General features: G+C 56.3%; 13 protein-coding genes. 11 read left to right on the top strand and 2 right to left on the bottom strand.

The window, feature by feature from the left end; translation table 11 throughout:
* The first annotated feature begins 80 nt into the window (after nt 1-80).
* The 7 genes from mnmA to A6R74_RS07495 all read left to right on the top strand — a co-directional run bounded on the left by mnmA (nt 81) and on the right by A6R74_RS07495 (nt 7,817).
* A complete protein-coding gene (gene mnmA, locus A6R74_RS07525; protein ID WP_082906619.1) occupies nt 81-1,256 on the top strand; it encodes a tRNA 2-thiouridine(34) synthase MnmA in 1,176 nt (391 codons plus the stop codon).
* Nucleotides 1,253-1,894: a high frequency lysogenization protein HflD gene (gene hflD / locus A6R74_RS07520; RefSeq protein ID WP_064233923.1), complete on the top strand. Its 642-nt coding sequence runs from the start codon at nt 1,253-1,255 to the stop codon at nt 1,892-1,894. The genes mnmA and hflD overlap by 4 nt, the downstream gene beginning before the upstream one ends.
* 65 nt (nt 1,895-1,959) lie before the next feature.
* Nucleotides 1,960-3,345, top strand: a complete 1,386-nt coding sequence (gene purB / locus A6R74_RS07515) for an adenylosuccinate lyase (RefSeq protein ID WP_064233922.1) — start codon at nt 1,960-1,962, stop codon at nt 3,343-3,345.
* Nucleotides 3,346-3,413: 68 nt separating this feature from the next.
* Nucleotides 3,414-4,601: a cupin domain-containing protein gene (locus A6R74_RS07510; RefSeq protein WP_064233921.1), complete on the top strand. Its 1,188-nt coding sequence runs from the start codon at nt 3,414-3,416 to the stop codon at nt 4,599-4,601.
* Nucleotides 4,601-5,029, top strand: coding sequence for a GNAT family N-acetyltransferase (locus A6R74_RS07505; RefSeq protein WP_064233920.1), 429 nt, complete (start codon nt 4,601-4,603; stop codon nt 5,027-5,029). Before A6R74_RS07510 ends, A6R74_RS07505 begins: the two co-directional genes overlap by 1 nt.
* Before the next feature lie 411 nt (nt 5,030-5,440).
* Entirely contained in the window at nt 5,441-7,039 is a 1,599-nt protein-coding gene (locus A6R74_RS07500; protein WP_064233919.1) for an isocitrate lyase, read from the top strand.
* A gap of 307 nt (nt 7,040-7,346) precedes the next feature.
* Complete coding sequence (locus A6R74_RS07495) at nt 7,347-7,817, top strand: glycine zipper 2TM domain-containing protein (protein WP_064233918.1); 471 nt, start codon at nt 7,347-7,349, stop codon at nt 7,815-7,817.
* A gap of 114 nt (nt 7,818-7,931) precedes the next feature.
* On the opposite strand, the gene A6R74_RS07490 is transcribed toward A6R74_RS07495, so the two are convergent.
* Entirely contained in the window at nt 7,932-8,210 is a 279-nt protein-coding gene (locus A6R74_RS07490; protein WP_064233917.1) for a hypothetical protein, read from the bottom strand.
* A gap of 176 nt (nt 8,211-8,386) precedes the next feature.
* Here A6R74_RS07490 and A6R74_RS07485 point away from each other — a divergent pair, with 176 nt between their 5' ends.
* On the top strand, nt 8,387-8,869 hold the full coding sequence (locus A6R74_RS07485; RefSeq protein WP_007111084.1) for an FKBP-type peptidyl-prolyl cis-trans isomerase: 483 nt from the start codon (nt 8,387-8,389) through the stop codon (nt 8,867-8,869).
* Between the two features lie 73 nt (nt 8,870-8,942).
* Here the strand turns inward: A6R74_RS07485 and nikR are convergent, their stop codons facing one another.
* Nucleotides 8,943-9,344 (bottom strand): nickel-responsive transcriptional regulator NikR, encoded by a 402-nt coding sequence (nikR, locus tag A6R74_RS07480; RefSeq protein ID WP_064233916.1) that lies wholly within the window; start codon nt 9,342-9,344, stop codon nt 8,943-8,945.
* A 98-nt stretch (nt 9,345-9,442) separates the two neighbouring features.
* On the opposite strand from nikR, the gene A6R74_RS07475 reads away from it, so the two are divergent.
* The 3 genes from A6R74_RS07475 to A6R74_RS07465 are packed head-to-tail and all read left to right on the top strand — an operon-like array spanning nt 9,443 to nt 12,833.
* Complete coding sequence (locus A6R74_RS07475; RefSeq protein ID WP_064233962.1) at nt 9,443-11,050, top strand: ABC transporter substrate-binding protein; 1,608 nt, start codon at nt 9,443-9,445, stop codon at nt 11,048-11,050.
* A gap of 11 nt (nt 11,051-11,061) precedes the next feature.
* The gene (locus A6R74_RS07470; protein ID WP_240488189.1) at nt 11,062-12,018 is read left to right on the top strand and encodes an ABC transporter permease; all 957 of its coding nucleotides are present in this window, start codon (nt 11,062-11,064) and stop codon (nt 12,016-12,018) included.
* The gene (locus tag A6R74_RS07465) at nt 12,015-12,833 is read left to right on the top strand and encodes an ABC transporter permease (RefSeq protein WP_064233914.1); all 819 of its coding nucleotides are present in this window, start codon (nt 12,015-12,017) and stop codon (nt 12,831-12,833) included. The genes A6R74_RS07470 and A6R74_RS07465 overlap by 4 nt, the downstream gene beginning before the upstream one ends.
* The last annotated feature ends 6 nt before the right edge of the window (nt 12,834-12,839 follow it).

Raw genomic sequence — 12,839 nt, 5'->3', positions numbered from 1 at the left:
ATCGTGTATAATCCTCGCTCAATTGCACAACGCTTATTAGCAAACCACCTTTTGCACACTATTTCCTACTGAGGATGCTGATGTCATCCAATACCCAGCCAACCAGCAATGGCTCAAACACTGTAGAGCCCTCCACTAACGGCAAAGTGATCGTCGGCATGTCCGGTGGCGTCGACTCGTCCGTTTCTGCCCTTCTCCTTATGCAGCAAGGTTATGAGGTGGAAGGTTTGTTTATGAAAAACTGGGATGAAGACGACGGCACTGAATACTGCACCGCTAAAGAAGACCTCGCCGACGCCGAGGCGGTCTGCGAAAAGCTCGGCATTAAACTACACACCGCTAATTTTGCCGCGGAGTACTGGGACAACGTCTTTGAGCATTTTTTAGCCGAATACAAAGCGGGCCGTACACCCAACCCAGATATTCTATGTAACCGGGAAATCAAATTTAAGGTGTTCCTTGAGTACGCCGAAATGCTCGGTGCCGACAAAATTGCGACCGGTCACTATGTTCGTCAAGGGCATGTCCGCCAAGGCATGAGTGAAAGTCGCCCGCGGCTGCTTAAAGGGCTGGATGGCAACAAAGACCAAAGCTACTTTCTGCATGCGGTGCCGGAAGCCGCCATTGCACGCACCCTGTTCCCCGTGGGCGAGCTGGAAAAACCCGCAGTGCGCGCACTGGCCGAGCAGCACGGGCTGATTACCGCGAAGAAAAAAGACTCCACCGGTATCTGTTTTATCGGCGAGCGTCGCTTTCGCGACTTCCTGCAGCAGTATCTGCCCGCTCAGCCCGGCAGCATTGAAACGCCGGATGGCGACGTGATTGGCCAGCATATGGGGCTGATGTACTACACCCTGGGCCAGCGCCAGGGTCTAGGCATTGGCGGGCTGGCCAACTATTCAGAAGAGCCCTGGTACGTGGCGGCGAAAGACCTTGATCGCAACGTGCTGGTCGCGGTGCAGGGCAAGCATGATCAGTTGCTCTACTCCGATACATTGGCCACAGAGGCGATGGATTGGGTGGCGGGCGAGCCGCCCGTTCAGCAGGGCCGTTTTACCGCCAAAACGCGCTATCGGCAAAGCGACTGCGGCTGCGAAATGCGCGTGCTACCCGACGGCGGCGTAGAAGTCACCTTCGACGACCCGCAGTGGGCGGTTACCCCAGGCCAATCGCTGGTACTTTATGATGGCGACATTTGCTTAGGTGGCGGTGTTATTCGCGCAACCTGGAAGAAAGCCGCGGAGGCCGCTGCATGAATCCCACCACCCCGATTCATCGAGCCCCCGACTCCCCGGCCGCCCGCCAAGCGCTCGCGTTGGCGGGCGTGTTTCAAGCCGCCAGTCTGGTTGACGAACTCGCTCGCACTGGGCAAGTCGACCCACGCGCCTGGGAAACGCTGATTGAAGCCACCGTGGATACCAACCCGGAGAGCTTTGAAGCTATTTATGGCGGGCACCCCAATAACCTCCGCCGCGGTCTGGATACGTTAGAAGCCCTGGTGGGACGTAAGCAGGCGAATCCGGTGGTGCTGCGTTACGGCTTTTCGCTGCTAATGCTGATGAACAAACTGCGCACCAATAACGACATGATGGACTCGCTGGGCCAAAAGCTAACCCGCATTCAGGGTCAGGCCGAACACTTCGGCTCCACCCATGAAAACGTGGTCGCCAGCCTAGGGGAAGCGTACCAGGAGACTATCTCCACGTTTAAAACCCGTATTGTAGTGCAGGGCGACCCTTCGCTACTGCAGAGCCGCATGATGCCCGAGCGCGTGCGCGCCTGCTTAATGGCCGGCATTCGCTTTGGCCTGTTATGGCACCAGCAAGGCGGGCGGCGTTGGAAGCTGGTATTCCAGCGCAAAGCGCTACGCCGGGCGCTGGACAGCCTCAGTTAAGCCACTATTTAATCGATTAACATGCTCTCGACTAATTTTCTTTCGAACTTCCTGGAAACGATGCCATGCAACTCTCCGCTTTAACCGCCCTCTCTCCCGTTGACGGCCGCTACGCCACTAAAGCCGCCGCCCTGCGCGAACACTTCAGTGAATTTGGCTTGATCCGCGCTCGTGTGATTGTGGAAGTTCGCTGGCTACAGCGCCTGGCTGAGCACGCACAAATTATCGAAGTGCCGAGACTGTCCGCTGAAGCGACCGCGTTTCTAGAGCAGTTGATTCGTGAATTTTCGATCAGCGATGCCGAGCGCATAAAAGAGATCGAGCGCACCACCAACCACGACGTCAAAGCGGTGGAGTATTTCCTCAAAGAGAAAATTGCCGATCAAGCCGAGCTGCATGCGGTCACCGAGTTCACTCACTTCGCCTGCACCAGCGAAGATATCAACAACCTCTCTTACGGCGTGATGCTAAGCGATGGCCTAAACGCCATGCTGCCCACCATGCACGAGGTCGCCGACGAAATAGCCAAACTGGCGATTGCCCATGCCGCCCAGCCGATGCTATCGCGTACTCATGGCCAAACGGCGACACCTACCACGCTGGGCAAAGAGATGGCCAATGTGGCCTACCGCCTAAAGCGCCAGCTCAAGCAGATTGAAGCGGTAGAAGTGCTGGGCAAAATCAACGGCGCAGTGGGCAATTACAACGCCCATCTGACCACCTACCCAGATATTGACTGGGAAGCTAACGCGCGCACCTTTGTAGAAGGCTTAGGGCTAACGTTCAACCCTTACACCACCCAGATCGAGCCCCACGACTATATCGCCGAACTGTTTGACGCCATTTGCCGCTTCAATACGATCCTGATCGACTTCGATCGCGACGTATGGGGCTATATCTCCTTGGGTTACTTCAAGCAGCGCACAGTTGAGGGCGAAATTGGCTCCTCGACCATGCCACACAAAGTTAACCCGATCGACTTTGAAAACTCCGAGGGTAACCTGGGCCTGGCGAATGCAGTTCTTAGCCATCTCGCCCAAAAGCTGCCCATCTCGCGCTGGCAGCGTGACCTCACTGACTCCACTGTGCTGCGTAATCTGGGCGTAGGCTTGGCGTATGGTCTGATTGCTTACCATGCCAGCCTAAAAGGCATCAGCAAGCTGGAAGCCAATCCCGAGCGTTTAGACGCTGACCTGGATAACAGCTGGGAAGTGCTCGCCGAGCCCATCCAAACGGTGATGCGCCGCTACGGCATCGAAAAGCCCTACGAAAAACTTAAACAGTTGACCCGTGGCAAACGTATTGACCAAGCGGGCTTTGCGGCGTTTATTGATACGTTAGAGCTGCCTGGCGAAGTCAAAACCGAGTTGAAGGCGCTCTCGCCAGCCAACTATATTGGTAATGCCCAGGCCCAGGCCGAAGCATTGACGCAACAATTAAACTGTTTATAACGACATGTTTATAGCGACATCTTTATAACGCGCCATATAACGCTAACTTACTAACGCCAGGGAATGCCATGAACCATCACGATAAGCCGTTAACCCTGCTAGGCGACCTTACCGCCGCAGACTTTCTGGCCAATTATTGGCAGCAAAAGCCGCTGCTGATTCGTGGCGCAATACCCGACTTCATCAGCCCCATTGAAGCCGATGAGCTGGCGGGTCTTGCCTGCGAGCCTGGCGTAGAAGCGCGCCTGGTCGAAGAAGAAGGCCCGGATGGCCCCTGGCAGGTCTCCCACGGCCCCTTCGATGAAGCCACCTTCGAACGGCTGCCAGAAAATAACTGGAGCCTACTGGTGCAAGCGGTTGACCACTATGTGCCCGCGGTGGCAGCACTGATGGATGAGTTTGACTTCCTTCCCCGCTGGCGGCTCGATGACGTAATGATCAGCTACGCGCCTCCTGGCGGCAATGTGGGCGCGCACATCGATCAATACGACGTTTTCCTACTCCAAGCCAGCGGTCACCGTCGCTGGCAGTTGGGCGGCAAATTAACGGAAGATGCGCCAATCATTCAGGGTATCGATCTACGTATACTGAAGGAATTTACCGTAGAGTCAGACTCAGATTGGGTGCTTGACCCCGGCGATATGCTTTATCTTCCCCCTGGCTGGGCGCATCACGGCGTCAGCCAGAGCGACGACTGCATGACCATTTCGGTGGGCTTTCGTGCGCCCTCCGCCGATGAGGCGATCACCTCATATGCGGACTACCTCGGCGAACAGCTCCCTGCCTCTCAGCGTTACAGCGATGCGGGCATGGCGCCTGCCCAGCAGCCTGGTGAACTGGACGACGCTGCGGTAGAGCGGATGCGTCAGCTGATTATGTCGACGCTGGATAACCCGACCCAAGTCGCCCAGTGGTTTGGCCGGGTGATGACGCAACCAAAATATGTCGACCAAGTGGTACCGCTTGAAGCACCGATGACCGAAGTGGCGCTTGTTGCTCAGCTACAAGACGGCGAACCGCTTTACCATATGCCTGGCTCACGCTTTGCTTGGCGCAGCGACGTCAGCGGCACCACGCTATTTGTCGATGGCGACGGCCACGCTTGCTCGGCTGAGTTGGCTAAACGCCTTGCCGACACTACCCCGCTTTATGCTGAAGACCTCGAACTTGACGGTGCTGCTGCGCTCATCACACAGTTGGTCAATACCGGGAGCCTGGGCTTTATGGGCGATGAAGGTGACGACGAGGAGTATTGATGGCGATTACCCACATAAGCACGGGTGACTGGGAAACGCTTGGCCAGGCGGCCAGCGAGATCCGCCGTAGAGTGTTTATTGACGAACAAAACGTGCCCCAGGATGAGGAGTGGGATGGCCTGGATCCTGAGTGTCAGCACTTTTTGGCACTTCTCGACGGGCAACCGGTTGGCACCGCACGGCTGCTGCCCGATGCCCATATTGGTCGTGTTGCGGTGCTGGCTGATGCCCGTGGCACCGGCATTGGCGTACTGCTGATGCAGGCCGCGATTGAGGCGGCTCGCCATGCAGGTCACGCCCAGGTGGCACTTAGCGCTCAGGTGCATGCCCTGACGTTTTATGAGCGGTTAGGCTTCGTCGCCCACGGCAAAGAGTTTCTCGATGCGGGCATCCCCCATCGAGAAATGACGCTTTCGCTTGCGGAATAGATCCTCTTGTTTGATCTCTAGCACTGCTTCGGCAGTGCTTTTTTATGCTCACTTGACGCCCTCCTGACGAAAAACCACTACACAAACCTACCGCTTTATTATCCCGCTGTAGTCGGGTTACAACCCACTGTGCCCCCAAGTGTCAATTGTTGAATGAGCGATCCTAGTAGATAGTTGTTGCATTGCAGCGTTATGGCGAATGCTTTAAGCCCGCAATGCTGTATCAGATGCCTCTAGCACTGATGTCTCTAAGCTAGCACCCCAGACGATTGGCTTAGAGACGATCGACCTAGAGACGATTGACTTAGTGACAGTAACGCGAAATTCAATGATGCTAAATACAACTTCGCAGGTGCAGCATAAGTAAGTGCTAATTTGCGAAACATCATCAAGACCAAAGAGGGTAAGCTCATGACAGGACTGCTCGACGATATCAAAGCCATGGCCCAGCTACGCGAAGCACAAGGCGGCAAATGGGAAGCCATCAAACCTGAGTACGCTGCCCGTATGCGCGCTCAAAACCGTTTCCACACCGGCCTGGACATTGCTCGCTACACCGCCAAAGTCATGCGCGAAGATATGGCCGCTTACGATGCTGATACCGCCCAGTACACCCAGTCACTGGGCTGCTGGCACGGCTTTATCGGTCAGCAGAAGCTTATCTCGATCAAAAAGCACTTTGGCACCACCAAACGTAGCTACCTCTACCTGTCAGGCTGGATGGTGGCCGCGCTGCGCTCCGAGTTCGGCCCGCTGCCCGACCAGTCAATGCACGAAAAAACGTCCGTCGCGGATCTGATCGAAGAGCTCTACACCTTCCTAAAACAAGCCGATGCATGGGAACTCAATCACCTGTTCCGCGCCCTGGATGAAGCCAAAGAGGCGGGCGACAGCGGCAAACAGAAGGAACTGATCAGCAAAATCGATAACTATGAAACCCATATCGTCCCCATCATTGCCGATATCGATGCGGGCTTTGGTAACGCAGAAGCCACCTACCTGCTGGCCAAGAAGTTTATTCAAGCGGGCGCCTGCTGTATCCAGCTGGAAAACCAAGTCTCTGATGAAAAGCAGTGCGGTCACCAGGACGGTAAAGTTACCGTGCCCCATGAAGACTTTTTAGCCAAAATCAACGCCGTACGTTACGCCTTTTTAGAACTTGGTATTGAAGATGGCGTAATCGTAGCGCGCACCGACTCTCTCGGCGCTGGTTTGACGCAAAAAATTGCCGTCACCAATGAACCAGGCGATCTAGGCGATCAGTACAACAGCTTCCTGGACGGCGATGTGATTGAGAACGCTGCCGATATCAACAACGGCGACGTTGTCATCAAGCAGAACGGCAAGCTGATGAAACCCAAGCGCCTCGCCTCTGGCCTCTACCAGTTCAAACCCGGCACTGGCGAAGACCGCGTGATTCTCGACTGTATCACCAGCCTGCAAAACGGTGCCGACTTGCTGTGGATTGAAACCGAGAAGCCCCACGTTGGCCAGATCGCCAGCATGGTTAACCGGATTCGTGAAGTAGTGCCGGATGCCAAGCTCGTCTACAACAACTCACCGTCGTTCAACTGGACGCTGAACTTCCGCCAGCAGGTGTTCGATGCCTGGCAGGAAGAGGGAAAAAATGTGTCAGCTTACCAGCGCGACAAGTTGATGAGCGCCGAGTACGACAACACCGAACTAGGTCAGTTAGCTGACGAGTGGACGCGTAACTTCCAGCGCGACTCATCACGCGAAGCGGGCATCTTCCACCACTTGATCACTCTGCCGACTTACCATACCGCCGCCCTGTCTACCGACAATCTGGCGAAAGGCTACTTCGGCGACGAAGGCATGCTGGCTTACGTAAAAGGCGTACAGCGCCAGGAAATCCGCCAGGGAATCGCCACGGTTCGTCACCAGGATATGGCGGGTTCCAATATTGGTGATGACCACAAAGAGTTCTTCCACGGCGATGCTGCGCTCAAAGCCGGTGGCAAAGACAACACCATGAATCAGTTTGGCTAATGAGCAGGTTTTAACCCCTTAACTCACCATGCAAACCCTACAACAGGAGGCCTTCAGGCCTCCTGTTTTTGTTTGTCTAGTGGTATTTGCACACTGTTTTCTTAATACACTGTTAAACTCTCGATTAAGCTATTTTTGGGCTACAGCTTGCTCAGCTTTGATCTTTTTAAACGATCGCTGGTCAAAGCCATTAGCATCGGCTATCTTTAACGAACACTGTTCTATAACTGCAATCGCTCCTCAAACCGTCCTCTGAATGACAGCTATGTGGGCGACAGTTATCAACATAGACACCCTGGAGGTTTTAATGAAACGTCTTCTTTTACCCGTTGCCGCACTAAGCATTCTCACCCTAGCTGGCTGCGCCAACACATCCGGCTACTCTGGCGATGTCTATAGCGGTAACCAGGCTAAAACGAGCCAAAGCGTCACTTATGGCACCATCGTGGCGGTTCGTCCGGTACAGATTCAGGCTGAAAGCCGTGCAGGCGGCCTTTTAGGCAGTGGTGGTGGCGCGATCATTGGTGGCCTTCTGGGCAACCAAGTCGGTGGTGGCTCTGGTCGTCAATTGGCAACGGTTGCTGGTGCGCTCGGTGGTGCGGTGGCAGGTACGGCCGCTGAAGATGCGACTAACCGCGTCAACGCGCTGGAGATGGAAATTCGTCGTGACGACGGCTCTGATATCGTTGTCGTTCAGCGCGCAGACCGCCAATTCCAAGCCGGTCAGCGTGTTCGCCTGATCGGTAGTGGTGGTAGCGTAAGCGTTGCGCCTTATTGATTTAAGCAGCGTTAATGAATAGCGCTTGATCACATCAAAAAAGCCCGGCCATCTAATGTGATGGCCGGGCTTTTTTAATGGCTATTTTTGACCGTTTTGTAACTATCGGCGAAGTCAGTGAACTTTGCTGCCCGCCCAGTTCACCAGCGCCATGACTGCCCAGCCAATAAGCCCCAGCAGAATAACCACCAGCAGCATATCAACCGGCTTCACTAACGTTGTCGCGCCCAACACTGCCAACGTAATCACCCATAGATAACGGTTATCGCCATGCGTTTTCAAAAAACCAGGCAACACCTTATCTAACCCCTGGCTGAAGCCGCTGTTCCAGCGCTGATTCGCAAAGTAGGCAATCAGGCAGAAAGCGATAAGCCAAATAATCAAGATCGTCATTGCATGCTCCAAAAGTGATTGGGTAAAGGAAAAAGTGATGGTCGTAGGGTATCCCTGGACACCCTGGTGCGCAATACCGCCGAAAGTGGTGAGTAGGAAAAAGCGCCGCTACCCCCTGACAAGCCAGCCCACACGCGTTACCATATTGGAACATGCACTCACCGAAAGGTTATTCCATGCAAATTGCGCAAAACTCGGTTGTCGCGTTTCACTACACCCTGACCAACGATGCAGGTGAAGTGCTAGACAGTTCCGAAGGCCGCGAGCCGCTTACCTACCTCCACGGCGCCGGCAATATCATTCCAGGCCTTGAGAAAGAGCTGGAAGGCCGTGCAGCAGGCGATAAGCTGAACGTTGCCGTATCCCCTGAAGAAGGTTACGGCGAGCTGCAAGAGCAGCTGATGCAAGAAGTACCGCGCGATGCGTTCCAAGGCGTTGAAAGCATTGAGCCGGGCATGCAGTTCCAAGCCCAGACCCAAGGCGGCCCGCTCATGGTTACCGTCAAGAAAGTCGAAGGCGATACGGTGGTTGTCGATGGCAACCACCCGCTGGCAGGCCAGCAGCTCAACTTTGATGTTGAGATCGCTGAAGTACGTGAAGCCAGCGCTGAAGAAGTTGAGCACGGCCACGTGCACGGCGAAGGCGGCGTTGAGCACTAAGACGCTCGCGTAACCGTTGCAAAAAGGGTGACCCAATCGGGTCGCCCTTTTTTATGCCTGACAAAAAACCTTTCTACTCATCGGGTATCAGCACAAGCTGCCCGTGGCGCACGCTTCGCGACGACGTTACTTCGGCGGCAAATTGTTTGAGCGCACGCCCCTGACCTTTGAGCAGCGCCACTTCCAGGCAGCTATCATGGTTGATATGCACATGCAGGGTCGACAGCGTCAGGTCATGATGGTCATGGGAGTGGCGCGTTAAACGCTTGGAGAGCTCGCGGGCGGCATGATCATAAACATACACCAGCGCGCCCATACAGGGCGAATCCGGTGCAGCCTCTTCCCTTACCTGCTTTAAACCACTGCGGGTCAGGTCGCGAATCGCCTCTGAGCGGTTTTGGTAGCCGCGCTCTCGCATCAACGTATCGACTTCTGCCACCAGCTCCTCATCAAGCGTTATCGTTACACGCTGCATTCACGCCCCCTCAATTGATTCACTTTGCAAGTGTCGCCCATGCCGTTAGTATGATGTTATTGAAAAAAGATCATACCAATGACATCAAGGATAAAGCGATGCCTGGATTCCCTCGGCCTATCTTACTGGGTATTGCACTTAGTTGTTTAGCCCTCGGTTGTTTAGTGGCCACGAGCGCCGTGCAGGCAAAAGAGCAGTTAGTGCTCGCCATTGGCGGTGAGCCCGAGCAGGGCTTTGACCCGCTACTGGGCTGGGGACAATACGGCAATCCGCTGTTCCAGTCGACGCTGCTCTCCCGGGGCAGAGACCTTACGCCACAGCCTGAATTGGCTACCCAGTGGTCACTTTCTGAAGATCGTCTAACATGGACACTCACCCTGCGCGGCGATGCCCGTTTTGCCGACGGCACGCCGCTGACCGCTGCAGACGTGGCCTATACCTTCAACGCAGCGGCCAAGGCAGGTGGGCGTGCCGACCTAAGTGCTCTGGATCATGCGCAAGCCGTGGGTGAGTATACCGTCACGCTTCATCTCCGCGCCCCTCGTATCACCTTTGTTGATCAGCTAATGACGCTGGGGATTGTGCCGAGCGCCGAACGTGACAACGGCTATAGCGAGCAGTATGGCCGCCAGCCCCTGGGTTCCGGCCCCTATCAACTGGTCGAGTGGCAGGAAGGCGAGCAGTTGATTGTTGAACGTAATCCTTACTTCTACGGCCCGACGCCCGCCTTTGAACGGCTGGTATTTCGGTTTACCGGTGAAGACGCCACGCTAAGTGCCGCCCATGCTGGCCAGGTTGATATCGCCTCCGTGCCGCCAGCGCTGGCGGCCAATGTACCGGCGCAGATGCAGCGGGTCATCATGGAAAGCGTCGATAACCGCGGCATTCTGTTCCCCATGCAGCCTGCCAATGGGGAGCACGCTGAATCAGGGGCACCGATTGGCAACGACGTCACCGCCGACCTTGCCATTCGCCAAGCCATCAACCTTGCGGTCGACCGTGAAACCTTGGTGGAGGTAGCGCTGCACGGTTTTGGGCGCCCTGCGTTTGGCCCAGCTGACGACCTACCCTGGAGTGATCCAAAAGAGAATGTGGTAGCACCCGACTTGACTCATGCGGCAGAAATACTTGAAAGCGCTGGCTGGGAGCTTCGTGACGATGGCCTACGCTACAAAGGAGACTTACCCGCCCGCTTTAGGCTTACCTACCCCGCCAGCGATACCACCCGGCAGTTGCTCGCGGAAGTCAGCGCCGAAATGGTGCGCCCACTGGGTATTGAGATGCAGCCCACCGGCCGCCACTGGGACGAAATCCAGCGTGAAGCGCTGCACCAGGACGCGATTATGTTCGGCTATGGCAGCCACAGTCCCCAGGAAATTTACTACCTTTTCCATAGCCAGCATGCGGGCTATGGCTTCTATAACAGCGGCTTTTACGCCAACCCGGAAGTTAATGCCCACCTTGACGCCGCCCAGGCGGCTGACAGCCCCGAGCAAGCCAACCAGTACTGGCAAGCCGCCCAGTGGGATGGCACGACCGGCTATGGCCTGCGCGGCGACAGTAGCTGGGCCTGGCTGGTCAATCTTGAGCACGTCTACTTTGCCGATAGCTGCTTGGACGTTGGCGAGCTGGGCGTAGCGCCCCACGGCCACGGCTGGCCGATCACCGCTAACCTGCTTGAGTGGCGTTGGACGTGCGAGGAATAGTGCTTCTCGCCATGCGGCTGTCACGCCTAAGCCTGGTGCTGCTGTGCGTGGCACTGGTCGCGTTTGGGCTGATGATGGTCTCGCCCATTGACCCAGTCGATGCCTACCTAGGCCCTCAGATGGCCCAGGTTAGCCCCGAGCAGCGCGAATTAATCGCCCAGCGCTGGGGATTTGATGAGCCTCCTGCCGTGCAGTTTGGCCACTGGCTGCGCCAGTTAGTGAGCGGCGATTTAGGCTGGAGCCATGTGTACAACCAACCGGTTAGCGAGGTGATCGGCCAGCGTTTTCAGCGCTCGATTGCGCTGTTAAGCGGCGCTTGGCTACTTTCGGCGCTACTGGGATTTAGCCTTGGCGTTGTAGCCGGCGCCAAAGAGGGCTCCAGGCTGGATAAAGTTATTAGCACCTATGCCTACCTGACCGCCTCCACCCCCGCTTTCTGGCTAGCGATACTTGCTGTGCTGCTCTTTTCAGTAACGCTAGGCTGGACACCCACCTGCTGCGCAGGCCCAACGGGCACCTTAAGCCAAAATGTCACTCTCGCTACACGCCTTCACCATCTCGTGCTGCCGATCGCCACCCTGGCACTGCTGGGCATCGCCAATATCACACTGCACACCCGCGCTCGCATGCTTGAGCTAATGCGCTCAGACGTTGCTATCCACGCCTTCGCCCAGGGTGCCAGCCGCCTTGATGTGGCCTGGCGCCACGGTCTTCGCCATGCCAGCTTACCGGCGATTACCCTGGCGTTTGCCTCGCTGGGCGAGCTGTTTGGCGGCTCCATATTGATCGAGCAGGTATTTGCCTACCCAGGACTAGGCCAAGCCACAGTGGCGGCCGGCCTGCGTAGTGATGTTCCACTGCTGCTGGGCATTGCCCTCTTTACCGCACTGTTTGTCAGCGTCGGCAATATGATCGCCGATACGCTCTATGGTGTCATAGACCCCCGCATTAAGCAGGGGAACCTATGAGACTCACCCTAACAAACCGGAATACTCAACCGCGCCTGCGTGCCGCCTTCAGCCTGGGCGTCGCCGTTCTGTTGGTCGCGGGGCTGATCGCTAGCCAGTGGCTATTAGGTGATGCAGCCCAGCAGATGCAGTTTGACGCTCGGCTGGCCCCGCCGAGCGTTGACCACTGGCTGGGTACCGATGCACTAGGCCGGGAACTGTGGGCGCGCACGTTGGCAGGGCTGGCGTTAAGCTTTTGGGTGGGCTGCTTGGCGGCGCTACTAAGCACGCTGATTGCATTGAGCCTGGCAACGCTGGCCACGCTGTCAGCGCGTCTGGATGCGTTGGTAAGCCTGCTGATTGATACGTTGCTCAGCGTGCCCCACCTGATTTTATTGATGCTAATCGCCTTTGCCCTGGGCGGCGGCACCCAAGCAGTGATTATTGCCGTGGCTGTCACCCACTGGCCGAGTTTGGCCCGGGTGCTGCGCGCCGAGCTGTTGCAACTGCGTCAAGCGCCTTATGTGCGCATTTCTCGTGCGCTGGGTAAATCGCGCTGGTTTGTGCTCCATGGCCACCTGCTCCCCCATTTGCTTCCTCACTGTTTGGTCGGCGCGCTACTGTTATTTCCCCATGCGATTCTCCACGAAGCCGCCTTGACCTTTTTGGGCTTTGGCCTAAGCCCCAGCCAGCCCGCTATTGGCGTGCTGCTGGCCGACGCCATGCGTTACCTAAGCGGTGGCTACTGGTGGCTGGGGGTATTTCCCGGCTTGGGGCTGTTACTGATGGTGCTGGGTTTCGAGCGCCTTTCCAGCCGCTTGCGCAGTGCGCTTTAGCACTTT

The sequence above is a fragment of the Halomonas sp. ALS9 genome, from assembly GCF_001651035.1.
GTDB lineage: Bacteria > Pseudomonadota > Gammaproteobacteria > Pseudomonadales > Halomonadaceae > Vreelandella.
The sequence above is the reverse complement of the archived record's forward strand: the minus strand, read 5'-3'. Positions and strand labels throughout refer to the sequence as shown.

Excerpts from the sequence above, each read along its gene's own strand:
- nikR (WP_064233916.1), bottom strand. The coding sequence starts at position 9,344 with ATGCAGCGTGTAACGATAACGCTTGATGAGGAGCTGGTGGCAGAAGTC.
- A6R74_RS07510 (WP_064233921.1), top strand. The coding sequence starts at position 3,414 with ATGAACCATCACGATAAGCCGTTAACCCTGCTAGGCGACCTTACCGCC.
- purB (WP_064233922.1), top strand. The coding sequence starts at position 1,960 with ATGCAACTCTCCGCTTTAACCGCCCTCTCTCCCGTTGACGGCCGCTAC.
- mnmA (WP_082906619.1), top strand. The coding sequence starts at position 81 with ATGTCATCCAATACCCAGCCAACCAGCAATGGCTCAAACACTGTAGAG.
- A6R74_RS07465 (WP_064233914.1), top strand. The coding sequence starts at position 12,015 with ATGAGACTCACCCTAACAAACCGGAATACTCAACCGCGCCTGCGTGCC.
- A6R74_RS07485 (WP_007111084.1), top strand. The coding sequence starts at position 8,387 with ATGCAAATTGCGCAAAACTCGGTTGTCGCGTTTCACTACACCCTGACC.
- A6R74_RS07475 (WP_064233962.1), top strand. The coding sequence starts at position 9,443 with ATGCCTGGATTCCCTCGGCCTATCTTACTGGGTATTGCACTTAGTTGT.
- A6R74_RS07490 (WP_064233917.1), bottom strand. The coding sequence starts at position 8,210 with ATGACGATCTTGATTATTTGGCTTATCGCTTTCTGCCTGATTGCCTAC.
- A6R74_RS07470 (WP_240488189.1), top strand. The coding sequence starts at position 11,062 with ATGCGGCTGTCACGCCTAAGCCTGGTGCTGCTGTGCGTGGCACTGGTC.
- A6R74_RS07505 (WP_064233920.1), top strand. The coding sequence starts at position 4,601 with ATGGCGATTACCCACATAAGCACGGGTGACTGGGAAACGCTTGGCCAG.
- A6R74_RS07495 (WP_064233918.1), top strand. The coding sequence starts at position 7,347 with ATGAAACGTCTTCTTTTACCCGTTGCCGCACTAAGCATTCTCACCCTA.
- A6R74_RS07500 (WP_064233919.1), top strand. The coding sequence starts at position 5,441 with ATGACAGGACTGCTCGACGATATCAAAGCCATGGCCCAGCTACGCGAA.
- hflD (WP_064233923.1), top strand. The coding sequence starts at position 1,253 with ATGAATCCCACCACCCCGATTCATCGAGCCCCCGACTCCCCGGCCGCC.